The 25,557-nt window shown below is 36.4% G+C and carries 27 protein-coding genes; 5 read left to right on the forward strand and 22 right to left on the reverse strand.

The genetic code is table 11. The annotated features are described in order from the left end of the window. The 21 genes from GQR59_RS11090 to yceD all read right to left on the reverse strand — a co-directional run bounded on the left by GQR59_RS11090 (position 1) and on the right by yceD (position 19,125). The gene (locus GQR59_RS11090; RefSeq protein ID WP_160062749.1) at positions 1-705 is read right to left on the reverse strand and encodes a phosphoglycolate phosphatase; all 705 of its coding nucleotides are present in this window, start codon (positions 703-705) and stop codon (positions 1-3) included. Between the two features lie 121 nt (positions 706-826). Continuing rightward, positions 827-1,492, reverse strand: a complete 666-nt coding sequence (locus tag GQR59_RS11095) for a DUF2987 domain-containing protein (protein ID WP_160062751.1) — start codon at positions 1,490-1,492, stop codon at positions 827-829. 57 nt (positions 1,493-1,549) lie between these two features. Beyond that, positions 1,550-2,380 (reverse strand): hypothetical protein, encoded by an 831-nt coding sequence (locus GQR59_RS11100; protein WP_201288095.1) that lies wholly within the window; start codon positions 2,378-2,380, stop codon positions 1,550-1,552. Positions 2,381-2,562: 182 nt separating this feature from the next. After that, entirely contained in the window at positions 2,563-3,303 is a 741-nt protein-coding gene (cobB, locus tag GQR59_RS11105) for a Sir2 family NAD+-dependent deacetylase (RefSeq protein ID WP_268893016.1), read from the reverse strand. A 414-nt stretch (positions 3,304-3,717) separates the two neighbouring features. Beyond that, positions 3,718-4,023, reverse strand: coding sequence for an integration host factor subunit alpha (locus GQR59_RS11110; RefSeq protein WP_025562469.1), 306 nt, complete (start codon positions 4,021-4,023; stop codon positions 3,718-3,720). 3 nt (positions 4,024-4,026) lie between these two features. Next, positions 4,027-6,414, reverse strand: coding sequence for a phenylalanine--tRNA ligase subunit beta (gene pheT / locus GQR59_RS11115; protein ID WP_160062755.1), 2,388 nt, complete (start codon positions 6,412-6,414; stop codon positions 4,027-4,029). A 12-nt stretch (positions 6,415-6,426) separates the two neighbouring features. Beyond that, the gene (gene pheS, locus GQR59_RS11120) at positions 6,427-7,407 is read right to left on the reverse strand and encodes a phenylalanine--tRNA ligase subunit alpha (RefSeq protein ID WP_160062757.1); all 981 of its coding nucleotides are present in this window, start codon (positions 7,405-7,407) and stop codon (positions 6,427-6,429) included. A gap of 166 nt (positions 7,408-7,573) precedes the next feature. Next, positions 7,574-8,185, reverse strand: a complete 612-nt coding sequence (locus tag GQR59_RS11125; protein ID WP_160062759.1) for a fumarylacetoacetate hydrolase family protein — start codon at positions 8,183-8,185, stop codon at positions 7,574-7,576. A gap of 131 nt (positions 8,186-8,316) precedes the next feature. Then, the gene (locus GQR59_RS11130) at positions 8,317-9,099 is read right to left on the reverse strand and encodes a TatD family hydrolase (RefSeq protein WP_160062761.1); all 783 of its coding nucleotides are present in this window, start codon (positions 9,097-9,099) and stop codon (positions 8,317-8,319) included. After that, positions 9,093-10,151 (reverse strand): DNA polymerase III subunit delta', encoded by a 1,059-nt coding sequence (gene holB / locus GQR59_RS11135; RefSeq protein WP_236546741.1) that lies wholly within the window; start codon positions 10,149-10,151, stop codon positions 9,093-9,095. Before holB ends, GQR59_RS11130 begins: the two co-directional genes overlap by 7 nt. After that, on the reverse strand, positions 10,152-10,805 hold the full coding sequence (gene tmk / locus GQR59_RS11140) for a dTMP kinase (RefSeq protein ID WP_160062763.1): 654 nt from the start codon (positions 10,803-10,805) through the stop codon (positions 10,152-10,154). It abuts the gene before it with no gap. A gap of 1 nt (position 10,806) precedes the next feature. Beyond that, the gene (mltG, locus tag GQR59_RS11145) at positions 10,807-11,802 is read right to left on the reverse strand and encodes an endolytic transglycosylase MltG (RefSeq protein ID WP_160062765.1); all 996 of its coding nucleotides are present in this window, start codon (positions 11,800-11,802) and stop codon (positions 10,807-10,809) included. Beyond that, positions 11,799-12,620, reverse strand: coding sequence for an aminodeoxychorismate lyase (gene pabC / locus GQR59_RS11150; RefSeq protein ID WP_160062767.1), 822 nt, complete (start codon positions 12,618-12,620; stop codon positions 11,799-11,801). The genes mltG and pabC overlap by 4 nt, the downstream gene beginning before the upstream one ends. Before the next feature lie 150 nt (positions 12,621-12,770). Continuing rightward, a complete protein-coding gene (gene fabF / locus GQR59_RS11155) occupies positions 12,771-14,012 on the reverse strand; it encodes a beta-ketoacyl-ACP synthase II (protein WP_160062769.1) in 1,242 nt (413 codons plus the stop codon). Between the two features lie 217 nt (positions 14,013-14,229). Then, positions 14,230-14,463: an acyl carrier protein gene (gene acpP, locus GQR59_RS11160; RefSeq protein ID WP_025562459.1), complete on the reverse strand. Its 234-nt coding sequence runs from the start codon at positions 14,461-14,463 to the stop codon at positions 14,230-14,232. 175 nt (positions 14,464-14,638) lie between these two features. Next, positions 14,639-15,373: a 3-oxoacyl-ACP reductase FabG gene (fabG, locus tag GQR59_RS11165; protein ID WP_160065137.1), complete on the reverse strand. Its 735-nt coding sequence runs from the start codon at positions 15,371-15,373 to the stop codon at positions 14,639-14,641. Between the two features lie 2 nt (positions 15,374-15,375). Further along, positions 15,376-16,317, reverse strand: coding sequence for an ACP S-malonyltransferase (fabD, locus tag GQR59_RS11170; protein ID WP_160062771.1), 942 nt, complete (start codon positions 16,315-16,317; stop codon positions 15,376-15,378). Positions 16,318-16,412: 95 nt separating this feature from the next. After that, the gene (locus tag GQR59_RS11175; RefSeq protein WP_160062773.1) at positions 16,413-17,372 is read right to left on the reverse strand and encodes a beta-ketoacyl-ACP synthase III; all 960 of its coding nucleotides are present in this window, start codon (positions 17,370-17,372) and stop codon (positions 16,413-16,415) included. After that, complete coding sequence (gene plsX / locus GQR59_RS11180; protein WP_160062775.1) at positions 17,365-18,405, reverse strand: phosphate acyltransferase PlsX; 1,041 nt, start codon at positions 18,403-18,405, stop codon at positions 17,365-17,367. The genes GQR59_RS11175 and plsX overlap by 8 nt, the downstream gene beginning before the upstream one ends. Before the next feature lie 9 nt (positions 18,406-18,414). Continuing rightward, positions 18,415-18,585 carry a 50S ribosomal protein L32 gene (gene rpmF / locus GQR59_RS11185; protein WP_025562454.1) on the reverse strand — a complete coding sequence of 57 codons (171 nt, stop codon included), beginning with the start codon at positions 18,583-18,585 and terminating at the stop codon, positions 18,415-18,417. An 18-nt stretch (positions 18,586-18,603) separates the two neighbouring features. Then, a complete protein-coding gene (gene yceD / locus GQR59_RS11190) occupies positions 18,604-19,125 on the reverse strand; it encodes a 23S rRNA accumulation protein YceD (protein ID WP_025562453.1) in 522 nt (173 codons plus the stop codon). A 136-nt stretch (positions 19,126-19,261) separates the two neighbouring features. On the opposite strand from yceD, the gene GQR59_RS11195 reads away from it, so the two are divergent. The 3 genes from GQR59_RS11195 to GQR59_RS11205 all read left to right on the forward strand — a co-directional run bounded on the left by GQR59_RS11195 (position 19,262) and on the right by GQR59_RS11205 (position 21,092). Next, on the forward strand, positions 19,262-19,843 hold the full coding sequence (locus tag GQR59_RS11195; protein WP_160062777.1) for a Maf family protein: 582 nt from the start codon (positions 19,262-19,264) through the stop codon (positions 19,841-19,843). A 132-nt stretch (positions 19,844-19,975) separates the two neighbouring features. After that, entirely contained in the window at positions 19,976-20,386 is a 411-nt protein-coding gene (locus GQR59_RS11200) for a hypothetical protein (protein WP_160062779.1), read from the forward strand. A 442-nt stretch (positions 20,387-20,828) separates the two neighbouring features. Beyond that, entirely contained in the window at positions 20,829-21,092 is a 264-nt protein-coding gene (locus GQR59_RS11205; protein WP_160062781.1) for a glutaredoxin family protein, read from the forward strand. Positions 21,093-21,296: 204 nt separating this feature from the next. Here GQR59_RS11205 and uvrB read toward each other — a convergent pair whose 3' ends face one another. Next, positions 21,297-23,321, reverse strand: coding sequence for an excinuclease ABC subunit UvrB (uvrB, locus tag GQR59_RS11210; protein WP_160062783.1), 2,025 nt, complete (start codon positions 23,319-23,321; stop codon positions 21,297-21,299). Between the two features lie 885 nt (positions 23,322-24,206). Here uvrB and GQR59_RS11215 point away from each other — a divergent pair. Then, positions 24,207-24,791: a YajG family lipoprotein gene (locus GQR59_RS11215; protein ID WP_160062785.1), complete on the forward strand. Its 585-nt coding sequence runs from the start codon at positions 24,207-24,209 to the stop codon at positions 24,789-24,791. 107 nt (positions 24,792-24,898) lie between these two features. Continuing rightward, a complete protein-coding gene (locus GQR59_RS11220) occupies positions 24,899-25,447 on the forward strand; it encodes a peptidylprolyl isomerase (RefSeq protein WP_160062787.1) in 549 nt (182 codons plus the stop codon). The last annotated feature ends 110 nt before the right edge of the window (positions 25,448-25,557 follow it).

Consider the following 25,557-nt stretch of genomic DNA (forward strand, 5'->3'; position numbering starts at 1 on the left):
TTACTCGCTTAGTTCATACTCATTGATATCAGAAAGCGTAGCAATAATGTCGGCAAAATCATCAAAACTAACATCTGGATTATGTTCGTTGATATCTTCACCGTAGTTATAGCCATAACTTAACCCGATACTCTGCATATTCGCAGCATTCGCAGCAAGTACATCATTTTTAGAATCACCGACCATGACACATTGTTCAACCGTGACACCTAACTTTTCACAAGCATAATGCAATGGTAGTGGATCTGGTTTGCGTTTTTCTAACGTATCGCCACCAACTAACAGCTCAAACAATCCATTTAAATCTAACCCATCAAGAATAGGCTGGATAAAGTCGTACGGCTTATTGGTCACAATTGCTAATTGGTAACCTTTCGCTTTTAATATCTTAAGTGATGCACGAACGTGAGGATAAGTAACCGTATCAACACATAAGTTTTTAGCATAAAAATCAAGGAAAATAGCCAGTGATTTTTCTAGTAATTCAGGGTCTAAATTTTTATCAATTTCAGTCTGACCAGACAAGCCTCTTTGCACTAAAATACTCGCGCCATTTCCTACCCAAGAACGGATAATAGTCGGTGAAATTTCTTCACGACCAATACTCGTTAACATGTGGTTAATAGCTAATGCTAGGTCTGGTGCGCTATCAATTAAAGTGCCGTCTAAATCAAATAAAACCGCTTTTTTGCCTGTAAATTTCAAGAGTAACTCCTAAGTGCTTGTGCTTTTAACTTATGATAACTTTTATCTGTAACTTTCTACTTTCAATATAGCCATACTATCAAAATGTATGAGCGTTAATAACCTCTATTAAACCTTTAATTTAATTAGGGTTATTATTTAGCATCCATGGAGTTATACGTTTAAGTAAAAGGTTAAGTTCATTTATTTTATTTATTATGTTGAAAGAATCTTTTTTCAGTAAAAGATCGCCGTTACTCGCGATACTAATTTGATTACCTAATGTGTTTAACTGAGGCTCAGTTAATGGTGACGTGAGTGTTAATCTAACACCTGCAAATTCAGGTAAAAAGTATTTACCAATCATGCCTGCATTTTTCTTTAATACACCTTCTAGTTGTTCCGAAATAGCCATTAACTTTTTTTCATTTAAGTTAGAAAGTTCTCGCTCTTTAGCCATTACTGTTATTTGTAAGTTACAGTTAGAAAGCGTTTTACCATCGTCGAGGTCAACCACTAATACTGCACCATCTTGACGATGCTGATCTGAGTAAAATGGTAATAAGCGCCCTTCTGGTTGGAAAAGAATGGGCTCATTAACCTCTTCAACCACGATCTCTGCGTTATTAATATGACATAAGCTTTGATTTTCACTGTCTACTAAATAAAAAGCCGTGGTCACATAAGGGTAATCTAATTTATACATGGTTTTCATGTAACTAAAGAAAACCGAATAATTTAGCTTGATAGTAGATGCTTGGCTAAATGAAGAAAACAACATTAGCGAAACGACAAGTAATAAGCGCATGCCTTAATTCCTTATTTTTTACTTACTATTAATGAATAAAAGACTAAATGAATGAAGCTAGGCTTCAAAACCACCGCTTTTAGGACCTGAATGATGATCATCATCTGAGTTATCAGTATCACTTTTATGGCCATTATTTTTATCTTGATCGCTTGAGTCTGATGCATCAGTAACTGCAATGCTAACACCACAAATATCACGATAAACTAGTCCAATGACATTAATACAAAATGGAATGACAAATAATAAACCAATTCCTGAGGTTAAAATCCCAACAATAAATAGTGCACAGAAAAGAATAAGTAATTGTGTAAATTGCCCGATATTTTTATGCACTAATTTAAAGGACAGTTTTAAGGCAACAACAGGAGAGACTTTCTTTTCTGCAATTAAAGGGTAAACCAAACAAAAAGACATTTTTAAATACAATAAAACAATAATAGACAACACAAACCCAGCACTGCCAAATACTTGCCCAAGCGCCATACTTGCAGCATTTGTCATTAAATTAACCATCATCGCAGCCAGCGATAATTTTAAAAGCATTTTGAAGTAGTTAAATAGGTGAAATGAATTAGTTTTTAAACCAACAGAGTGGTGAACCCCCATCATGATTAAACCGGTCATTAATGGAGGGGCAATCAATAATGCAAAAATAAAGAAAACACCAATGACTTTAGGGTCGCTCAAAGAGGTACTACCATCAATAAAGATGCTTAATAGAGCAAAGGAAACGAGCATGATGAAAATACAAGCGGTAAGGAGTGGTAAGAAATGTTTACGGGTAACTTTAAGCGCATCTAATAACAATTTCTTTAAATCAAATCGATACCCTTCGGCAAGTGATTTTTTAATATCACCCCCTAATACAAAATATTTTGAGTTCATAACAAGCTAACTTCCCTACTAAAATAAATAAGAGCTAAATAAAAGCTAAATAACAGCCAAATAACAGCTGTTCAGCAGCAAATCATTGTAGGGAGTTCTGTTAGCTTTTCAAGTAGATTAGGTGCTTATACGTATTATTTAAAAATCAACTGCATAGCATGCTATAAGTTATTCTTACCTTTTCAATCTAACAATGTTTTAACCAACTCTGGCACTAATTGTGAGGCTTTACCATGTAATAGAATATCGAAATGACTATTTATTTCACTTGGTTCAAGATTAACTTCTATTGACTCGGCACCGACACTTTTTGCTTCTTCAACAAAACCTGCTGCAGGATAAACGGTTCCTGAAGTACCAATAGCGATGAATAAGTCAGCTTGTGCGAGATGATGATAAATAATATCTAACCCTAGTGGCATCTCACCAAACCAAACAATATGAGGTCGTAATGGCAATGGATATTGGCAACAAGTACAAAAATCGTTACTGGTAAGGTCGGTGGTCCAAGGAATAACTTGATTTGTTTTGGCACAACGCACTTTTAATAACTCACCGTGCATGTGAATGACGTTTTTAGAGCCGGCCTGTTCATGCAAGTTATCAATGTTTTGTGTCACTAATAAAAACTCACCATCAAACTTCTCTTCGAGCTCAGCTAATGCATAATGTGCTGCATTGGGTTTACTGGTGCCTAAACAAAAGCTTTGTCTACGTTTATTATAAAAGTCTAACACTAACTCTGGATCGCGTTTATACCCATCTAAAGTGGCTACATCTTCCAGTTTGTACTTTTCCCACAAACCATCTTTTGCACGAAAAGTACTAATGCCTGATTCAGCTGAAATGCCCGCACCTGTTAAGATCACAATTTTCTTATACTCACTCACAACAATAGACCTCATCGACTTTTTAAAATATATGCTAATAACGCACAGTGAAAAAGCAGCTTATAGTTTAGCTCAGTGCTTTATTTCAGATATTCATTTCAACAATCTGCTTCAATACATCAATACATTATGTTTTTAAGCGAATTAAATAATTAAGCTCAATAACCTGTATCAGTAACTTATCCTAACAATTGACCTTAACACGCTATTTTTTTGACTATCTATTTGGCAATCAAAAAATAGCATTATTAATTGTAGTGTTATATTAAAAAAAGTTTGTGTCTAAGTTCATAATATATTGATTCAACTACTTAGGTATTTAATCACTGCTCTGAATTTCAATAAATATGTTCAGTAAATTTTAGGCAAAAAAAAAGCCGCAGAGCGACTTTTCATGAGATATCATGCCAAATTGAATAATGACCTAATGATCAAACTTAGTATTAATTATTTATTAGGCTTATCTGAAAGACTAGTTTCCACTAACTCTTTCAGTTTCTGACCAGCTTTAAAAGTAACAACTCGTCGGGCTTCAATAGGAATATCTTCGCCAGTTTTAGGATTACGACCAGGCCGTTCTCCTTTATCTTTAAGTTCAAATCCACCAAAACCTGAAATTTTAACTGGAGAACCAGCTTCAAGTGTCGATTTAATTTCTTCGAAAAAAGATTCTACAAACTCTTTTGCTTCTCGCTTGCTTAATCCGATTTCTTCCGATAAATGTGCTGCTATCTCAGCTTTTGTCAGTGCCATAAATTAATCTCTCAACGATGCATGAAATTCCGTAGAAACCGCTTCAACTATTAAATTAACGCTATCAGCAATCTCCTGTTCTTCCAAAGTACGTGTTGCGTCTTGTAAGATCAAGCCTATTGCTAAACTTTTCTTACCATCTTCAACACCTTGTCCTTTGTATACGTCAAACAAGTTTATGCTAACTAGTTGAGAACCGCCAATTTTTTCTATAAATTTTAAGACCTTACCTGCATTTACTTGATCATCGACCACAAATGCAAGATCTCGGCTGTTCGCAGGGAACTTAGAAATGTCGCCAGCTTGCGGTAATTGACGTGTTAATACGGCATCAATTTCGATTTCAAACACAATAGCTTGACCATTTAATGCAAATGGCTTTTTCAAACTTGGATGCAAACTACCAATATAACCAACATTAACGCCGTTACGATAAATACCTGCAGATTGACCAGGATGTAATGCACTGTGCTTTTCAGCTTTAAATTCAAAACTAGCATCATCAACGGTTAAATCTAGCACCGCTTCTAAATCTGCTTTTAAGTCAAAGAAATCAGCAACACGCGTTTCGATAGACCAATGTTCGTCATTCACGTTACCAATAATAACACCCGATAACATCGCTTGTTGACGGATACCATTTTCAGCTTGTTCATCTTTAATGAAACGTAAACCTGTTTCAAATAAACGTACACGACTTTGCTGACGCTTTTGGTTTTTAGACACACTTTCCAATAAACCAGACCACAAACTAACACGCATTGCTGACATGTCTTTAGAAATAGGATTAGGCAAGATAAGCGCATCAGATTCAGGGTGCAATTTTAACTGTTTGTCAGGGTCAACAAAGCTATAAGTGATCGCTTCTTGATATTCGCGATTCACTAATACGTCGCGGATCTTAGACAGTTTTAAACGAGACTCATTATGAGCAGGCATTGTTAATGCGGCTTGAGGAGCAATATTTGGAATATTATTATAACCAAATACACGCGCCACTTCTTCGATTAAATCTTCTTCAATTTCCATATCAAAACGGTAGGTAGGAGCAATTGCTGACCAACCTTCTGCTGTTTCAGAAACAACACAACCTAGTTGCGTTAATATTTTCTGAACACGGTCAGCATCAATTGAAATACCGATTAAACGATCTAACTTACTACGGCGTAACTCGATAGTCGCTTGTTTTGGTAAAGTCGCTTCGTTTACAGCTTCTGTAATTGGACCAACTTCGCCACCACAGATTTCAACTAACAGCTGTGTAGCACGTTCCATTGCCGTTGTTTGTAATACTGGATCCACACCACGTTCATAACGATGTGAAGCGTCAGTATGTAAACCGTAACTACGTGCACGACCAGCAATCGCTAGAGGCGCAAAGAAGGCACTTTCTAAGAAAATATCTGTTGAACCTTCTTGAACACCAGAGTCTTGGCCTCCAAAGATACCAGCCATTGCAAGCGCTTTAGATTGGTCTGCAATCACTAATGTATCAGCGTTTAATTTAACTTCTTTACCGTCTAATAGCGTTAACTTTTCATCTTGCTCTGCAAGGCGAACTTCAATACCACCATCCAGTTTAGTTAAATCAAATGCGTGCATTGGATGACCAAACTCAAGTAATACGTATTGCGTGATATCAACTACAGCATCAACACTGCGCACACCACAACGACGTAGTTTTTCAACCATCCAAAGTGGTGTTGTTGCATTTTGATTAATGCCTTTAATGACACGGCCAAGATAACGTGGACATGCTTCAGGTGCTTGTAAATTAATAGCGACTTGGTCATCAATAGTGACATCAACATTGTTCCAAGTTACTGGTGTTGCTTCAATGCTATTTAATACGGCTACTTCACGAGCAAGACCTGCAATACCTAAACAATCAGCACGGTTTGCTGTTAAATCAACATCAATGATCACGTCATTAAGTTGTAAGTATTCACGAACACATTGACCGATAGGTGCATCTAAAGGTAATTCGATAATCCCTTCTGCACTGTCAGCCATGCCTAACTCTGACTCACTACACAACATACCAAATGATGGTTGACCGCGAAGTTTTGCTTTTTTAATTTTAAAATCGCCCGGTAAAACAGCACCGACAACGGCAACCGCTACTTTTAACCCTAAACGACAGTTTTTAGCGCCACAAACGATATCGATTAATTCATCTTCACCGATATTGATTTTAGTGACTTGTAATTTATCTGCATCAGGATGTGGACCACATTCGACAACTTCACCAACAAGTACTTTACTAAACTCGCCAGCAACAGGCTCTACGTCATCAACTTCAAGACCGGCCATTGTAATTTGGTGCTGTAGTGCTTCAGAACTAATTTCTGGGTTAACCCATTCGCGTAACCAAGCTTCACTGAATTTCATTATTAATAACCCTTATTTGAATTGCTTGAGGAAACGAAGATCGTTTTCAAAGAAAGAACGTAAATCATTTACGCCATAACGCAGCATTGTTAAACGCTCAATACCCATACCAAAAGCAAAACCTGAGTATTTCTCTGGATCAACACCCATCGATTTTAATACGCTTGGGTGTACCATTCCACAACCTAATACTTCTAACCAACCGTTCTTACCTTTCACATCAACTTCAGCAGAAGGTTCAGTGAATGGGAAGTAAGATGGACGGAAACGAATCTCTAAATCTTCTTCAAAGAAGTTATGTAAGAAATCGTTCAAAATACCTTTAAGCTGTCCAAAACTAACGTTTTCAGCAATCATCAAGCCTTCAACCTGATGGAACATTGGTGTGTGTGTTTGGTCGTAATCGTTACGGTAAACACGGCCAGGAGAAATAATACGTACTGGTGGCTCTTGTTTTTCCATCGTACGAATCTGAACACCAGATGTTTGTGTGCGTAATACTAAATCAGGATTAAAATAGAAAGTATCGTGATCAGCACGTGCTGGATGATGAGGCGGAATGTTTAACGCATCAAAGTTATGGTAACCATCTTCAACTTCAGGACCATCTTTAACCTCAAAACCTAATTCACTAAAGAACTCAACAATACGCTCTGTTGTACGTGTTACTGGGTGAATATTACCTTGCTTTGAACCGCGACCAGGTAAAGTGACATCGATAGTTTCAGACGCTAATTTTTCATTTAAAATCGCTTCTTCCATACCCTTTTTACGTTCAACTAAAACAGCTTGAATCGCTTGTTTAGCTTGATTGATCATTTGTCCAGCAGCTGGTTTTTCAGCAGGCGGTAATTTGCCTAAGCCTTTCATTTGTTCAGTCATTAAGCCTTTTTTGCCAAGATACTGTAAACGAATTTCTTCTAATTCATTGGTATCCGCGGCGTTTTCGATCTGTTGTTGCGCATTAGCAACGATTTCATCTAGATGCTGCATTTGATTACTCTACTTTAGACAAGTGATAAAAAATATGGGTGTAATTTTACGCAGTTCAAAATGATATGGCTAGTGCTGAGGACGGTTTGCAGGCGATAAAACGCTGGAATTGAACATTTATTTCACGTTCAAGCCAGCGCTTATTAAAGACAGGTAAAATATAGACTTATAATACCGTCCAAGTTTGCGTTAATAATAGTTTATCTTGGTCATAAAGTTGGCCCGTAAATCGATCGCCTTTATTCACTTTACCAACGCCTTTCGGAGTGCCCGTCATTAATATATCGTTTGTTTCAAAAGACATAAACTCATTAACAGCAACGACTATTTGTGCCGGTTTATAAATCATTAATTCATAATTAGCTTGTTGAATAATGTCATCATTAATTAATAAGACTAAACTTAATGATTCCACTTTATTGTCAATAGCGACAAACTCAGAGAATACCGCTGAAGCATCAAAAGCTTTCGCTCTTTCCCAAGGTAAGCTTTTGCTTTTTAATACACTTTGCACTTCACGTTTAGTCAGGTCTAAGCCAATACCAGCGCCAATAAATTTATTATTTTCTATGATCAAAGACAGCTCAGCTTCATAATGAATGGCATCAACGGCATGTGTTTTGATATCCGTTGAAATAGCAGAATTTGGCTTTACAAAAATAACAGGTTCAGTCGGCACTTCATTATTCAATTCAGCAATATGTTCAACATAGTTACGACCAATACACACTACTTTTGATGGTGTGATTTGTTGTCCATTTAATAATACAGTTTGCATATCAATTTCCTTTTCTCATATTTTATATCAGACCTTTTTATAGGTTTATGCCGATTACATTAAATATGTTATCTAAATTTTGCGCTGGAAAAACAGTCCAATTCAAGGCGTAAATGACCATTACGATAATATTAGCTAACGGTAATCGCCCCTTTGAACAGCGTGAAATAATTATTAGTCGTCACCTCTGCTAACTCATCAAAAGAAACACCTTTTAATTCCGCCACAAATTTAGCAACATCATGAGTATAAGCGGGCTCATTTTCTTGGCCGCGATGTGGAACAGGTGCAAGATAAGGTGAATCGGTTTCAACTAATAATCTATCTAACGGTACCGCTTTAATCACTTCTTGCAGCTCTTTGGCATTTTTGAATGTAACAATGCCAGACACTGAAATATAGAAGCCCATTTTCATTGCTTCTTCCGCCATTTCAATCGACTCAGTAAAACAATGTAATACACCACCGACTTGCTCAGCGCCTTCTTCACGAAGAATATCTAAGGTATCTTGACGTGCACCACGAGTATGGATAATAAGCGGTTTATTAAGCTGTTTAGCCACTCTGATTTGTTTACGAAATGCATCAATCTGCCATTCTTTTGTTTCAGGGGAATAAAAGAAGTCTAATCCAGTTTCACCTACCGCTACGACTTTATCTGAACTTGCATATTCAAGTAATAATGCTTCATCCATTACTGCATCCTTGTATAAAGGATGGACACCACAAGTGCTAGACACTTGTTTATAAGGGGCAATCATTTCAGCCATCGCTGGATAGTCATCTAACGTTACGCAAACACTTAATAAGTGCGTAATGCCTTGTACTTGTGCTTTGTTGATAACGTCTGCAATATTCTTGTGTTTTTCTTTATAATCTAAACGGTCAAGATGACAATGAGAATCTACTAACATGCTTTATTTTCCTTAAATTCATTTTTTATTTTTATCAATAATGCGTTAATCAACAGTTCTTTTTTTAGTGATGAATGACTGGTTAATAAACTACGAGTCTTTAATATTTCAGTACTTAATACACGTAAACTTTTGTAAGAGAGCTGCGCTTGCCAAAGTTGTAATTGTGGCAATGCAAAATAGTAAATAGCATCTTCATTAAGTTGATTATTGTTTAGTTTTAACTTATGAATATCATGTAATAAATGAAAAACCAATAGTAAATTTTGCTCTACGTCTTTAACCAGTAATTGTGAGAATGAGAACAAATGAATAGGTTGATATAACAAATTAAACAACCCTTCAACGCATTGCCGACGTGTATCAAGAGACGCATCTTGTTCAAGCTCTTTTAAGTGATTAAGCAAAGCTAATGGACTATTTTGAAACCAACGCAATACCCCATAATCACTTACTTGATACCCTAGCGCATATAACCAATCGATTAATGTCTGATCATCTGGACTATGTATATGTGTTTGTTGCAAACGACTCAATAATGTCGGCATTAATTGGTGATGGGTACGCGCCAACAAAATAAGGTAACTGTCACCTTGTGGTTCTTCAAGTGTTTTTAATAGTGCATTAGCAGCCGCTTCCGTTAACTGATCAACCCCTTTAATCAAGACCACTTTATTATTGCCTAACTGAGGTCGTTCGTTCAGTTTTTCAGTTAATAAACGTACTTGGTCAATACCAATCGATTTGTTTTTTTCGGCTTCTAACAAATGAAAATCAAGATGATTATTCGCGCTGATTAAACGGCAAGAATGACACTCAAAACAAGCGTCATTTTCTCTTTTATCGGTGCACAATAAAAACTGTGCTAATTGCTTTGCTAACTTATATTTACCAATACCGGCACTACCTGTGAATAATAAACCATGGGCAAAACGCCCTTCATGATAAGTATTTTGTAGCTTTTGATAAAAAGGAGTCAGCCAAGGTGTCGTGACATTATCAAAAATAACCTCAGCATTATCTGTATCTTGCACTTCTTTCATAGTAGGCATTTATAAACTCGCTAACCAAGTATCAAGTTGTTGCTTAATGGCGGTTTCTACGTCAGTAAATGATTGGCTTGCATCAATACAAACCGCGCTCGGTTCATCTGCAACTAATTGCTGAAATACGGCACGAGAGCGATTAAAAAAATCAATGGCTAAACGTTCAATGCGATCTAACTCTCCGCGACCACGTGCTCTGCTTAACCCTAGCTCAGGTTCAATATCTAAAAATAACGTAAAGTCAGCTTTGAAATCACCTAATGCTACTTGTTTAATATCGCGAATAAGATTTAAATCAATCCCGCGACCACCACCTTGATAAGCTAAAGAAGACCAGTTATGGCGATCACCAATAACGACTTTATTGTCTGCCAAAGCGGGTTTTATTTTATGTTCCACTAACTGGACACGAGCAGCGTACATAATTAATAACTCAGCTTTATCGTCTAACTGCTCATCGTCAACGTCCATTTTCACTATATCACGCATTTTTTCAGCTAATACGGTGCCGCCAGGTTCACGCGTCAATTCAATTTTCTGTTCAGAGATACCTTTGCTGATTAACCAGTCTTGAATATATTGAATCGCAGTACTTTTGCCTGCGCCTTCTAAACCTTCAATGACAATAAATTTACCGGCTAATTTTTGTTGTGCTGACATATTACATTCCTCGAATATATTTATTTACAGCACGATTGTGCTCTCTTAAATTTTTTGAGAAATAAGAAGTGCCATCCCCTTTACTCACAAAATATAGGTACTTGGTTGTTGCTGGGTGTAATGCAGCATAAAGCGCTTCTTCACTAGGCATTGCAATCGGTGTTGGCGGTAAACCGTTAATGGTATAAGTGTTATAAGCGGTTTTTTCTTGCAAATCTTTTTTACGAATGCGGCCATTATAACGATCGCCCATGCCGTAAATAACTGTTGGATCAGTTTGTAAACGCATTCCTATTTTTAGACGATTGACAAAAACTGATGAAATCTTATCGCGGTCATTGGCTAAACCACTTTCTTTTTCGATAATTGACGCCATGATCAACGCTTCATAAGGGGTTTTATAAGGTAAGTTTTTGTCTCTTTCCGCCCATAATTTTTCTAATACACGTTGTTGATGAAGATAGGCTTTTTTTACAATACTAAATGCGCTCATATCAGCAGTGTAATGATAAGTTTCAGGGAACAATAACCCTTCTAATTTAGTAGAAGAACTCTCTAAAGCGGTCAATAATTCTTGTTCTGTTTTTTGTAACGGTTGAATGTGCTCGGCATTAGTAAAAATAGCCTGCCAGTCTTTATAAGTACTGCCTTCGACAAAGGTCAATTTAAATTGGAATTCATGCCCACTGGTCAGGATCACCAAAATTTGTTCTAGAGAAGCCCCTTTGGGAAGCTCATAAGTACCAGATTTTATTTTTGTTAATTCAGGTCTTAATTTTGAGATGACCTTCCACCAACGTTGACTATCTAGTAAACCTTGATTGATTAACTGTGGTGCTAAATGAGAGAAATAACTACCATCTGCTAAGGTAAATAATTGTGTTTCTTGTACTCTCGGGGAACCTAAGTAAGTGTCTATTTGTTGTTTTGACCACAGTAATGCTGCGGCTATTATTAAACAGAGAAATAATAAAACGAACCCTATTTTCTTCATCATTGTTGCTGACTTCCTTGCTTAAGTATTACTTGTAATTCAGTTATTCGTTGTAACTGTTGTTGGCTATAACTTTTTTCTTGATATTGTTTCACAGGCACAATCCCCATCAAAGCATTAGATAGAAAAAGACAAGAGGCTTGATTTACATCTTCTAAAGATATTTCTTTTTCGACAACCTTAATGGCACTATGTTGCATAATACGTTCACGCATCACTCCCGCCACACCACAAAAATCTAATTTAGGTGTTACCCATTGACCATTGAGATAAATAAATACATTAGCACTACAGGCTTCAATAACATTTCCAAGCTCATCACAAACTAATCCTTCAACGGCATTTAAAGCTGCGAGTTCTCGTTTAATGAAGACTTGTTCTAATCTTGCTAATGATTTTAAACCAGCAAGTTGTTTATTACGCCCTAGTTGACTAGCGCATTGTACAATATTGATCCCTTGCTGTTGCCATTGTAAATAAGTATCAGGAAAAACGGAAAGGCTGATAATACGCTGAACATCATTACAACCTTCTGCACTGTAACCTCGCCCACCACTTCCCCTGGTCAGCATTAATTTTAATACATAGTGAGGTTGATCCAACACAGCCTTAGCGGCTGTAAAAACTTCTTGTTGAAGTTGCTGCCAATCAATATCAGGAAAAAAAAGACGGGCGCTTCCGTTTTGTAAACGCGCTAGATGAAGTGACCAATCAATGACTTCACCAAACTCAATTTTTATGGTGGAGAATAAACCATCACCATAAGCGAGCCCTCGATCTGCTGCATTAATTTTATTATTTTCTAGTCCGTTAATTAACATCTACTTATCACTAATTTTTATAATTTCATTGATGAAGTTGAGTATACCGATCCTACTTTATTTATAATATGGTTAACGTTTATAAAATTTAGATATAAAAAAACCTGATCGATTAAATCAGGTTTTTAATTGTCTAAAGCATTAGAAAAACTAGATACGTTTAAAGATTAACGTACCGTTTGTTCCACCAAAACCAAATGAATTTGATAATGCATATTCAATGTGTGAAGGACGCGCCTTACCATCGGTAACATAATCTAAATCACAACCTTCGCTTGGATTTTTAAGGTTAATCGTTGGCGGAGCCACTTGATCTTTAATGGCTAATACACTGAAGATTGCTTCAATTGCACCAGCAGCACCTAATAAATGCCCTGTCATTGACTTAGTTGAGCTCATCATCACAGAGTTTGCAGCGTCACCCCAAATACCTTTAACAGCTTGAGTTTCAGCAATATCACCAGCAGGAGTAGAAGTACCGTGTGCATTGATATATTGAATATCAGTAGCTTCGATACCAGCATCTCTAATCGCATTTTTCATTGATAAGGCTGCACCAGCACCACTTTCTGGTGGTGACGTCATATGGTAAGCATCGCCGCTCATACCAAAACCAACAAATTCAGCATAGATTTTTGCGCCACGTGCTTTTGCATGTTCGTATTCTTCAATCACTAATACACCTGCGCCATCACCTAATACAAAACCATCACGTGACTCGTCCCATGGACGACTCGCTGTTTCTGGAGAATCATTGCGTGTAGATAAAGCACGTGCAGCACCAAAGCCACCCATACCCATTTCTGTTGATGCTTTTTCTGCACCACCAACAAACATCACATCAGCATCACCGTATTGAATCATACGAGCACCTAAACCGATACTATGTGTACCTGTTGTACAGGCTGTTGTTACTGCAATATTAGGACCTTTTAGGCCTTTATTGATAGAAACATGACCAGAAATCATATTAATAATAGTAGCAGGTACAAAGAATGGGCTGATTTTACGAGGACCACTTTTTGCAAAGTTATCTTTATTCGCTTCGATAATACCTAAACCACCGATACCAGAACCGATCGCAACACCAATACGCTCTGCATTTTCATCAGTCACTTCAAGACCTGAATCTTGAAATGCTTGCTCAGCAGCAGCAACACCATACTGGATAAATAAATCCATTTTACGCGCTTCTTTCTTTGGCATATATTCTTCGACATTAAAGTCTTTGATTAGGCCAGCAAACTTAGTGGAGAATTTTTCAGTATCAAAATGTTCGATATTTGAAATCCCACTTTTGCCTGCTTGTACTGCCTGCCATGATTGCTCTACCGTATTGCCGACTGGCGATATCATACCTAAACCGGTTACTACAACTCGACGCTTTGACACTAGACTCTCCTAAATGAAGCTTTAAAAACAATAACTAAACACTTTCTATAAAATACTTAGATATTATTTCAAATTAATTATTGTTGGTTGGAAAAATTTATCTTTAGAACACTTTTTATTGTCAGAAAAATTTATCTTTAGAAAACTTTATCTTTAGAAAACAAAAGGCGGTCAGAAGACCGCCTTTTAGAAATTTTCTACACATTAAAGTGAAGAATTAACCGTTGTTAACAACGTAATCAATAGCAGATTGAACAGTAGTGATTTTCTCTGCTTCGTCATCTGGGATCTCTGTATCGAATTCTTCTTCAAGAGCCATTACAAGCTCAACTGTGTCTAGTGAATCAGCACCAAGATCGTCAACGAAAGAAGCTTCGTTTTTAACTTCGTCAAGTTGAACACCTAACTGTTCAACGATGATGTTTTTTACGCGTTCTTCGATATTGCTCATTTTTTATCTTCCTTTGTAATTACGCTTTTGCGTTAAGTTGCGGTAGTTTATTCTATCGCGTTTAATATTCAAGTATTCTATCACTGGTTAGACCAGTATTTTAAGATTTTAATCAATAAATTAGTAGAATATCTATCTTTTTTTAGCTTAATTGCTTAACAGAGTTTGTCAACAACTAGACCATGTACATACCACCGTTAACATGAATAGTTTCACCGGTGATATAAGCAGCGCCTTCAGAAGCTAAAAACACAACTGTAGCAGCGATTTCTTTAGGATCGCCTAAACGACCTGCAGGCACATTTGTTAATGTTGCGGCACGTTGATCTTCATTCAACGCTTTAGTCATATCAGTTTCGATAAAACCTGGCGCCACTGTATTAACAGTAATACCACGACTTGCAACTTCACGTGCTAAAGATTTAGTAAAACCAATTACACCAGCTTTTGCAGCAGCATAGTTAGCTTGACCAGCATTACCCATTGTACCTACTACTGAACCAATATTAATAATTCGACCAGCGCGCTTCTTCATCATAGGACGAAGTGCCGCTTTACTCAATTTAAAAATAGGTGTTAAGTTAGTACCGATAATGTCATCCCATTCTGCATCTTTCATGCGCATTAATAGGTTGTCACGCGTGATACCAGCATTGTTAACTAATACGTCAACACTACCGAATTCTTTCTTAATCTCAGCAAATAGTCCATCTATTGATTCAGTTTCAGTCACGTTTAATACAAAACCTTTACCTGCATCACCTAAATATTCACTAATCGCAGCAGCGCCACTTTCGCTAGTTGCTGTACCCAGTACCGTTGCACCTAATGCAACAAAACTTTCAGCAATTGCACGCCCAATACCACGACTTGCACCAGTGATTAATACTACTTGATCTTGCATACTCATCATTATTCTCCTTTAACAGCAGCTAATGCAGCCGCTAAACTTGCTGTGTCATTAATTGCTTGTGCCGTAAAACTTTTATCGATACGACGAACTAAACCGCTTAATACTTTTCCAGGACCCGCTTCAACTTGTAAGTTAATGCCTTTCTCTGCCATTTTAACGATAATATCTGTCCAACGAACTGGGCAGTATAATTGACGAACCAATGCATCTTTAATTTTGTCAGCATCCGTTTCAATTGCGACATCAACATTGTTAATAACAGATATCGTTGGTGTATTAAATTGTACTGTTTGTAATGCAATTGCCAACTCATCTGCGGCAGGTTTCATTAATGCACAGTGTGAAGGAACAGAAACGGGTAAAGGTAAAGCACGTTTTGCACCCGCTTCTTTACATAACACACCCGCACGTTCTACCGCATCTTTATTACCAGCAATAACTACTTGGCCAGGCGAGTTAAAGTTAACAGGAGAAACGACTTCGCCTTGCGCAGCTTGCTCACATGCAGCTTTAATTTCAGCATCGCCCAAACCAATAATCGCATACATTGCGCCAACACCAGCAGGAACAGCTTGTTGCATTAGTTGACCACGAAGCTCTACTAATTTTAATGCATCTTTAAAATCGATAACACCAGCACAAACCAATGCAGAATATTCACCTAGGCTATGCCCGGCGATAGTCGTTGGTTGCTCACCACCCATTTCAGCCCAAACACGCCAAACAGCAACTGATGCAGCTAATAATGCGGGTTGAGTTTTATCTGTTTGATTTAAAGCTTCTACAGGCCCTTCTTGACATAATGTCCAAAGGTCATAACCTAAAGCGTCACTTGCTTCTTTAAATGTATCAATTACAACAGGATGTGTAGCCGCTAAATCAGCTAACATACCTAAGCTTTGTGAGCCTTGGCCAGGAAAGGCAAATGTAAAGTTTGTCATCTTTAATTCCTAAATTTTCTATTATTACTTTTGTAATGTTTTTAAAATAAACTCGTCTTATGCTTGTATAGCTACTTAACGACTTAGTTGTGTAACTACATAACTACAAGTGCACTACCCCAAGTAAAACCACCACCAAATGCTTCTAATAAAACAAGCTGGCCAGGTTTAATTTTACCACTTCTTACCCCTTCGTTTAAGGCAAGTGGTACTGAAGCTGCTGAAGTATTACCATGCTTATCAAGCGTCAAAATAACTTGATCCATAGACATACCTAGTTTTTTCGCTGTCGCAGCAATAATACGTTGATTCGCTTGATGAGGAACTAACCAATCCAACTGATCTTTTTCAATATTATTAGCGGCTAAAGTATCAACGACAACTTGGCTTAATTTTTTAACAGCGACTTTAAATACTTCATTACCAGCCATTGTTAAATATGAGTTAGTCAATGTATCTTCTTTGCCTCTCGCTACATTAGGTAGTTTGAGTAAATCTCCAAATCGACCATCAGCATTGATATGAGTAGATAAAATACCAGGTTCTTCAGTAGCAGTTAATACAACCGCACCGGCACCATCGCCAAATAAAATAATAGTACTTCTATCTTCTGGATCACAGGTATTAGCTAACGCATCAGCACCAATAACTAATATATTTTTTGCGCCACCCGCTTTAATAAAGTTATCAGCAACACTTAACGCATAAGTAAAGCCAGCACAAGCTGCTGATACATCAAACGCAGGAATATCATATATACCTAACAAGTTTTGTACTTCACAAGCGGCCGAAGGGAAAGCATTGTGATTACTTGTGGTTGCCACAATAATTAAATCTAAATCACTTGCTTCCATATTCGCGGCTTGTAAAGCTTGCTCTCCAGCTTGTTTGCCCATGAAAGCTATCGTTTCTTGTTCATTAGCAATGCGACGTTCTTTTATACCAGTACGTACAGTGATCCATTCATCACTTGTATCAACCATCTTTTCCAAGTCTTGGTTGGTGCGTACTGTTGTTGGTAAATAACTACCCGTACCTATAATTTTGCTATTCATGTGATAAACAATCTCGCTCTGCTAAGACAGATTCCAACCTTGCGCTGATGCAAGCAGGTATCTGCCATTGAATTTCTTTAATTGCTTGTTCTATTGCATAAGTAAATGCTTCTACATTTGCACTACCATGACTTTTTACAACAATGCCACGTAACCCAATCAAACTGGCACCATTATACAGATCTGGATGCAAATGTTTTAATTGGTTTTTTATAATTGGATTCAACAACTTACCAAGCAATCGACTATACCAAGTTGCATCCATTGCTTTTTGTAATTGCGCTAAAAATACACGCCCCATCCCTTCATAGCTTTTCAGTGCAATATTACCGCTGAAACCATCAGTTACAACGACATCCGCACGACCATCAAACAACTCGTTAGCTTCTATATAACCGATATAGTTTATATATTCAGTATTAGCCAACAAATTTGCACAGTGTTTTATCGTATCATTGCCTTTGTTAGTCTCACGACCAACATTCAATAATGAAACCGATGGAGCGCTTAATTGCTCCACTTTTTCACACAATACACTGCCCATTAATGCAAAATTAAATAACGTATCACAACCACATTGAAGGTTCGCCCCTAAATCCATTAAGTAACTATGCCCGCCACGATTATTAGGTAGCGCTGAAACTAATGCTGGACGAGAAATCCCCTCAAGTGTTTTTAAAGTGTGCTTAGCTAATAACATAAGCGCCCCTGTATTACCGGCACTCACACAAGCATCCGCATCACCCCTCGCCACTAATTGTAACGCAACGAGCATTGAAGACTGAGATCGATGACGTAATACAGAAACAGGATCATCTTCCATTGATATGGTTTCTGGTGCGTGCATAAATTTGACTCGAGGGTGTTCAAGTAACTGATATTGCTTTAATAAAGGGGATATTATTTGGTTATCACCAACAATAGTGATGTATAAATTGGGGTGTAATAGTAAGGATTTCGAACTTGCAGGTAAAGAAATATGGGGGCCAAAATCTCCCCCCATGGCATCAAGCGCAATGGTAAAGTTACGCAAAGTAATAACTTACTTTTCGATGACTTTTTTGCCTTTGTAGAAGCCGTCAGCAGTAACGTGATGACGACGGTGAGTTTCACCAGAAGTACTATCAACAGTTAAAGTTGGTGCACTTAGTGCATCATGTGAACGACGCATACCGCGTTTTGAAGGAGTCTTACGACTTTTTTGTACTGCCATTTTAAAAATTCCTGCTTGTTACTTGAGCTTTAGCTGAGCTAGCGCATCAAATGGGTTAGGACGTTCTTGTTCTTCTTCAATTTCGCCGAAGGTACTTTCGTACTCACCATATTTACAATCTTCAATTGCATGTTTCGCAATTTGAGGAAGTGTTAATAATAGCTCGTCTTCAACTATTTGATGAAGATTTACCTCCCCATTTTCATCGTAATAAATGGGTTCATAAACGTCTGGTAAATTATTTTCCTGTTCTTTATTAAGAACGGGACAATACGTAAATTCAGCTTCGCACTGATAAATCATAGGCTCATTGCACCGTTGACAAGTGAGTTCTACTGCGACGCTTGCTTTACCATTGAATATTTTCAGCTTTTGCTGATCAACATCAAAGGCAAAATAAGTATCGATATCAGATTGAATACTGATTGTTGACTCTATTAATCTGCTTAATAAAGATTTGTCTAGGCTAGCTAGTATCTCTAATCTGTTATTAGCAGCGCGAACAGAATCAACGCTAATCGGTAGTTTAACCTTTTGCATGGTGGCGAATAATATAGATAGAGTTCAATATAGTCAAAGAAAAAGCGTTATTTTTCTTAAGTTTTTATTCAGCTATCGCTTTATTCTTTCGTAGTCCTTAAAATAAACTTATTTTTATACTTAAGTAAGGTCTATTATGCCACAAAAGCTAGTGTTAGCATCGACTTCACCGTTTAGAAAACAGTTGCTAGAAAAACTGCATCTAGACTTTTCCACAGCTAACCCACAGGTTAACGAAGACGAATTGCCAGGAGAAACGGCAGTTCAATTAGTAGAAAGGCTCGCAATTGCAAAAGCCCAAGCAGTGGTTAGTGATTTTCCAGATGCCTTAATCATAGGATCAGACCAAGTTTGCTTAAACAACGGTAAAATATTAGGGAAGCCTGGTAACTTTGAAAATGCCTTTAAGCAATTAAAAGCGGCTAGTGGTCAACATGTCACTTTTTACACCGGGCTCGCCGTCGTTAATGGTAAAACAGGTCAGGTCCATTCTTTAGTTGAACCCTTTGAAGTGTATTTCCGAGCGTTATCAGATCAGATGATTACTAACTATCTGAATAAAGAACAACCTTATAATTGCGCCGGTAGTTTTAAAAGTGAAGGTTTTGGTATTAGTTTATTCAGTCGCTTTGAAGGTAAAGATCCAAATAGTTTAATCGGCTTACCACTGATTTCTTTGATTGAATTGTTAGAAAAGGAAGGGTTAGGTGTACTTTAATTTTACTTACTAATATAGAAAATTAGCAAACAACATTAGTAAACAACAAATAACCAGTAGAATTAGGTTTGAACGCTGAGAGTATAGTGTTCGCCTTTCTCTACTCAAATAAACATAAGATAAGTAGGTAACATGACACCAGAAACACTTCCTATAAAAGTCATTGCCGACCAAACATTTTCCAGTGCACTTTCCCCTTTATTAAATAAATTAGAAATGTGGATTAACTTTCAAGCATTAAAAGCGGGTTGGTATGGTAATGAAACTTGTATTTTGTCTTTTCATTTCACATTAGTTAGAGCGTTAACAGACGATCTACAATTTATAAGTAAAGAAATGAAGACAAAAATAAATAAAGAGGATTGGATTTTTGATAACAATATTGCCTATTGCTATCAACCAAAGAACTTAACCACCAACGCGTATATTGCCGTTGCTGATTTAATCAAAACAAAAACCAACATTGAATCTGAAATTAAAAATCGTTTAATTCAAGTCATCAATATCATTGCAAAACAGCACGCTTTAACGCCCTTAGGTTAGCCTTTGATTGTACTTTCTACCTCTTATTCTATTTGTTAATCAGTAAACGCTGAATAATAACCAAAGTAAACAATCTAATTTCCCCCCCCCTTCTTTATCACTTATCTTAAACATTCTCCCGACTACCCATTATATTTTCAAAGAGAATACATATCATAATAAATAACCACTGGAGTTATTGGTTAAAGCAATCATTTGGACAAATGGGGGCAAACTTAAGACATTTGGTTGCCTTAATCACTAAATAGTCCCTTATATTAAGCCAGTAATTATTAAGGATTTAGTAAAAATAGCTTTGTAGTGATTGGTTTGATTGTGTTTAGTTAATTAAGTTTAGTTAATTAAGTTTAGTTAATTAACTCTGCACATGATATTTCACCACATCGCTTATCATTTACTTAAAAATTAAAAAAGAAAATAATACTCATTGAGGAAAAAGCACATGACGTTATCACAAACACAACCTAAATCTATGTCTCTTTATTACTATGACGCCTGTCCTTATTGTGTAATGACACGTAAAGCAATACAAAAACTGGGTGTTGATATTGAACCGAGAAACATTCAGCAGAATAATCAACATCGAAGTGATTTGATCCAAGGTGGTGGTAAAAAGCAAGTACCCTGTTTACGTATTGAACATAGCAATGGTGAAACTCAATGGTTATATGAGTCGAGTGATATTGTTAATTTTATATCGCAGTAAGATTAATTGAAGTTTAAAATTAAAAGTTTTGATTAAGACATTACAGATAAAATGTAACCTAATAAGAATCAACCTTATGTTTACTTTTCTTAGTTAAACAAACATAAGGTTATTTTTTCTATCAAGTAAAATAACTACACTATAATGACTCGCCCAGTTAATCAGTTAATCAGTTAATCAGTTAATCAGTTAATCAAAAGATAATTACCCAACAGACAAAAGCCGCTCGTGTAATTTTGTCACTTGGTCACGTAATTGTGCTGCTTTTTCAAACTCTAAATCTTTAGCAAATGCGAACATCTGTTTTTCAATTTTTGCAATCTCTTTTAAAATATCTTGCTCTGTACGTAACGGCTTCTTAGCGTTATATGAACCACCATTTTCTGCTACATTAAGAGGTGTGATGTTACTTTTTGGTTGAGGTTTTTGACCTAACTGCATGACGTCAGTGACTTCTTTCGATAAACCTTTAGGTTCAATGCCATTGGCTTTATTAAAGTCATCCTGCAATATTCGTCTATCTTCTGTAACTTTAATGGCTTTACGCATTGATTCAGTAATTCTATCCGCATAAAGAATCGCTTTCCCTTCTAAATTACGTGCGGCTCTCCCCATGGTTTGAATTAATGAACGTTCAGAACGTAGGAAGCCTTCTTTATCTGCATCTAAAATAGTCACTAAAGATACTTCAGGAATATCTAACCCTTCACGAAGTAAGTTAATGCCGATCAGCACATCAAATATACCTAAACGTAAGTCTCGAATAATTTCAACCCGCTCAACCGTATCAACATCAGAATGTAAATAACGCACTTTAACACCATGTTCGCTTAAGTATTCCGTTAAATCTTCAGCCATACGCTTGGTTAGTGTGGTGACTAAAACTCGCTCATTTTTTGGAACACGAATATTAATTTCAGATAATAAGTCATCTACCTGAGTTGCAACTGGACGTACTTCGATAATTGGGTCTAACAAACCAGTAGGACGAATTACCTGCCTGATAATATCGCCCTGTGATTTATTTATTTCATAATCACTCGGTGTAGCAGAAACATAAATAGTTTGTGGTGCTAATTTTTCAAATTCTTCAAACTTTAACGGGCGATTGTCTAACGCTGAAGGTAAACGGAAACCATAATTAACTAAGTTTTCTTTTCGGGATCGGTCACCTTTATACATCGCGCCAATTTGCGGCACGGTAACATGACTTTCATCGATGACTAATAAGCCATTACTAGGCAGGTAATCAAATAATGTCGGTGGTGCTTCTCCTATTCCACGGCTAGACAAATAACGTGAATAGTTTTCAATACCAGAACAATAACCTAGTTCATTCATCATCTCTAAATCATACAAAGTACGTTGTGAAATCCGTTGCTCTTCTATCAGTTTATTTTCAGCCAAGAAGGTTTTCTTACGATCTTGTAATTCTTCTTTGATACCTTCTATTGCTTTAAGAATTTGCTCTTTAGGCGTTACATAGTGAGTTTTAGGAAAGATAGTAGTACGAGAGAGCTGTTCGATTTGTTGACCGGTTAATGGATCAAATATACTAATATTTTCCACTTCATCATCGAATAACTCTATTCTAATTGCTTGCTTTTCTGAATCAGCAGGGAAAATATCAACCACTTCCCCACGCACACGGAAAGTACCACGGCTTAACTCTGTTTCATTACGAGTATATTGAATGTCTACTAAGCGTTGTAAAATTTCTCTACTAGAAATTATTTCACCCACACTAATATGTAACATCATTTTTAAATAAGACTGTGGATCACCTAAACCATAAATCGCAGAAACTGATGCAACTAACACCACATCATCGCGCTCTAATAACGCTTTTGTTGCGGATAAACGCATCTGCTCTATATGTGCATTTACTGCGGCATCTTTTTCTATAAAGGAATCTGAACTAGGTACATAAGCTTCAGGTTGGTAATAGTCATAATAAGAAACAAAGTATTCGACAGCATTGTTTGGAAAAAAAGCTTTCATTTCTCCGTATAATTGCGCGGCAAGTGTTTTATTTGGAGCAAGAATTAAGGTGGGTTTGTTTAATTGAGCAATAGTATTCGCTAAGGTAAATGTTTTACCAGACCCCGTCACACCAAGTAACGTTTGAAACGCAAGACCAGACTCTATGCCCTCTACCAATTTTGTAATCGCTTGTGGTTGATCTCCTGCTGGAGTAAATGGACAAACTAGCTCAAACGGTTTACTCATAGATCCTCATTATATCTCTTGATTTATTGGTTAATCTTAACATTACTAATAGCGAATAGACTGATCGTTTTTAAAAATAAAATATAAATGCAGATCAGCTCTAAATAGAAAACCGATGAAAATAGAGGTTACATAAATATCTAATACTGAATCAGCTATTTTCATTAACAAAATTGCTACAAAATGACCATAAAAAGCCTTCAACATTAATAAAAAAGATTCAGTGACTTAATAGACAGAGCACTCTAGTTGGATATATTAAACAAATATAGCGTTCATTAAATAAGCAATTAAGATTCCTTAAAGGAAAACTTTGTCAATATAAATAAATATATTTATTCCGTAAATATTAACAGAAATCTATTGACACACTAAAAAACAAAAGAGATATTGAAGAGAACTTTAAAAACCTAAAAAAAACCACTTGACGATTATAACTCATTGAAATAAAAAGACTATTTTTTACGGTTAAAAATAACTCGATCTAATCAAACCCAAGTGATATCAAGGGTTTCAGTACGTTCTTCTTTAACTTCCCACAGAGTTATCCACAGAAAAAGTGGATAACCACCGCTAGCCTAGATTTCATCAGTGTTACAGAAAGATTAAGTTAATATGACGAAGATCTCATATCAAAAAAATTCGGTAACATTGTTCATATTTTACATAAATTGTTTTTATAAACTCATGAACCAATTTATTTATTGAACATGGAAAATAATAGGTATTTACAAGATAAAATAGCTTATTTGATGGAAAAAGCGCTTTTGAAAAATGATTACAACTTAAAATTAAACCAATTAGTCATTATGTTCAGATTTATTAATTCGCTTAAATATTAGGTTTGTTATGATGTGCTTTTAATTCTCTTATTAGGATCTTAAAATGTTTAACGCTTTTTTCAAACCATTATTAATAATCACCAGTTTATTAACATTAATCAGTTGTACTTCAACACCTTCTTATACCAATATTATGCCTGAACTTAATATTGAAAAAGGGGCTTATACTTTTACAAACCCACAGCCTTGGAAAATTAATAGTCAAGATGAGCGAGTAGCACGCCACTTGATCGAAATAGTCGATGGCGATAATGTTGCACAGTTAATTAATGAACAACAATCTTTGCGCTTATTAATTGAAAAAAGCTTAACGCAAGCTTGGTTAGATAATAAGTTGAAAATAGATCACACGAGTGATTACAAAATAGATATTAAGTTAGTGAAAGCACTCGCAACAGTCACAGAGAACACAGCAAGTTATGATGTATCATCACAAATGATGGTTAAAGTAGCTTTAACTCATCAAGGTCAGTCTTTCATCAAGTTATTTCGTGCAAATAAACAATGGGATGCCGCTTTCTCAGCTAACATTGCAGACATTACTAAACGTATGAATAAGCAATTATCGCTTTTATTAAAACAAATTGTTGAAGACCAAGAGCTAAACGAACAGATGCAACAATTTTAATTCACTGTTATGTTAGAAATATTCCAAACAATAACTTAATATTACGACGATTTTAAAATACCACTTTAAATTGATACTAGAGACTAAAACAAAAACAAGGGATCATCATGAAATACATTACGGCATTCATTCTATTATTAACCAGTCATGTAGCGCTAGCTGCCAATCCAAGTGTGGTGATTGATACCAATCAAGGACAAATGACTGTTGAGCTATATCCTGAAAAAGCACCTAAAACTGTGGCAAATTTTTTAGCTTATATTAAAAGAGATCAATTCAAAGCAACTACCTTTCACCGTGTCATTGAAGGTTTTATGATTCAAGGTGGTGGCTTCTCAGTATCTGGTCAACGTTTAGAAACACTTGCTTCTATTGAGAATGAATCTAAAAATGGACTGAGTAATGAACGAGGTACTATTTCAATGGCGCGTACTGGCAACCCACATTCAGCTTCACGTCAATTTTTTATTAATCAAAAAGACAACTCGTTTTTGGATGCAAGCACTAACAAATGGGGTTATGCAGTATTTGGTAAAGTAACGGCAGGGTTAGAAGTGGTTGATAAAATAGCTAACGTTACAACAGCAGCACAAGACAAGCCTGTTGAGCCTGTTATTATTAATAAAATTACATTAGTAAAAGATAGCGCAGAATAATACTGATTACATTAAATAAGTGATCTAAATTTTGCGCAGGAAAAATGACTTAGTTTAAAGCGTAAATTGAGCTAAATGGTTGTTCCCTTTACGAAATTTACAACGAAGAA

The sequence above is a fragment of the Psychromonas sp. L1A2 genome (assembly GCF_009828855.1).
Classification (GTDB): domain Bacteria; phylum Pseudomonadota; class Gammaproteobacteria; order Enterobacterales; family Psychromonadaceae; genus Psychromonas.

Excerpts from the sequence above, each read along its gene's own strand:
- rpmF (WP_025562454.1), bottom strand. The coding sequence starts at position 18,585 with ATGGCAGTACAAAAAAGTCGTAAGACTCCTTCAAAACGCGGTATGCGT.
- fabD (WP_160062771.1), bottom strand. The coding sequence starts at position 16,317 with ATGACAAACTTTACATTTGCCTTTCCTGGCCAAGGCTCACAAAGCTTA.
- acpP (WP_025562459.1), bottom strand. The coding sequence starts at position 14,463 with ATGAGCAATATCGAAGAACGCGTAAAAAACATCATCGTTGAACAGTTA.
- GQR59_RS11205 (WP_160062781.1), top strand. The coding sequence starts at position 20,829 with ATGACGTTATCACAAACACAACCTAAATCTATGTCTCTTTATTACTAT.
- GQR59_RS11195 (WP_160062777.1), top strand. The coding sequence starts at position 19,262 with ATGCCACAAAAGCTAGTGTTAGCATCGACTTCACCGTTTAGAAAACAG.
- pheT (WP_160062755.1), bottom strand. The coding sequence starts at position 6,414 with ATGAAATTCAGTGAAGCTTGGTTACGCGAATGGGTTAACCCAGAAATT.
- GQR59_RS11200 (WP_160062779.1), top strand. The coding sequence starts at position 19,976 with ATGACACCAGAAACACTTCCTATAAAAGTCATTGCCGACCAAACATTT.
- tmk (WP_160062763.1), bottom strand. The coding sequence starts at position 10,805 with ATGTCAGCACAACAAAAATTAGCCGGTAAATTTATTGTCATTGAAGGT.
- holB (WP_236546741.1), bottom strand. The coding sequence starts at position 10,151 with ATGCCTACTATGAAAGAAGTGCAAGATACAGATAATGCTGAGGTTATT.
- pheS (WP_160062757.1), bottom strand. The coding sequence starts at position 7,407 with ATGCAGCATCTAGATGAAATCGTTGCTAATGCGCAACAACAGATCGAA.
- GQR59_RS11110 (WP_025562469.1), bottom strand. The coding sequence starts at position 4,023 with ATGGCACTGACAAAAGCTGAGATAGCAGCACATTTATCGGAAGAAATC.
- GQR59_RS11215 (WP_160062785.1), top strand. The coding sequence starts at position 24,207 with ATGTTTAACGCTTTTTTCAAACCATTATTAATAATCACCAGTTTATTA.
- yceD (WP_025562453.1), bottom strand. The coding sequence starts at position 19,125 with ATGCAAAAGGTTAAACTACCGATTAGCGTTGATTCTGTTCGCGCTGCT.
- GQR59_RS11130 (WP_160062761.1), bottom strand. The coding sequence starts at position 9,099 with ATGTTAGTAGATTCTCATTGTCATCTTGACCGTTTAGATTATAAAGAA.
- mltG (WP_160062765.1), bottom strand. The coding sequence starts at position 11,802 with ATGATGAAGAAAATAGGGTTCGTTTTATTATTTCTCTGTTTAATAATA.
- GQR59_RS11095 (WP_160062751.1), bottom strand. The coding sequence starts at position 1,492 with ATGCGCTTATTACTTGTCGTTTCGCTAATGTTGTTTTCTTCATTTAGC.
- GQR59_RS11175 (WP_160062773.1), bottom strand. The coding sequence starts at position 17,372 with ATGAATAGCAAAATTATAGGTACGGGTAGTTATTTACCAACAACAGTA.
- GQR59_RS11220 (WP_160062787.1), top strand. The coding sequence starts at position 24,899 with ATGAAATACATTACGGCATTCATTCTATTATTAACCAGTCATGTAGCG.
- GQR59_RS11100 (WP_201288095.1), bottom strand. The coding sequence starts at position 2,380 with ATGAACTCAAAATATTTTGTATTAGGGGGTGATATTAAAAAATCACTT.
- fabG (WP_160065137.1), bottom strand. The coding sequence starts at position 15,373 with ATGAGTATGCAAGATCAAGTAGTATTAATCACTGGTGCAAGTCGTGGT.
- GQR59_RS11125 (WP_160062759.1), bottom strand. The coding sequence starts at position 8,185 with ATGCAAACTGTATTATTAAATGGACAACAAATCACACCATCAAAAGTA.
- pabC (WP_160062767.1), bottom strand. The coding sequence starts at position 12,620 with ATGTTAATTAACGGACTAGAAAATAATAAAATTAATGCAGCAGATCGA.
- uvrB (WP_160062783.1), bottom strand. The coding sequence starts at position 23,321 with ATGAGTAAACCGTTTGAGCTAGTTTGTCCATTTACTCCAGCAGGAGAT.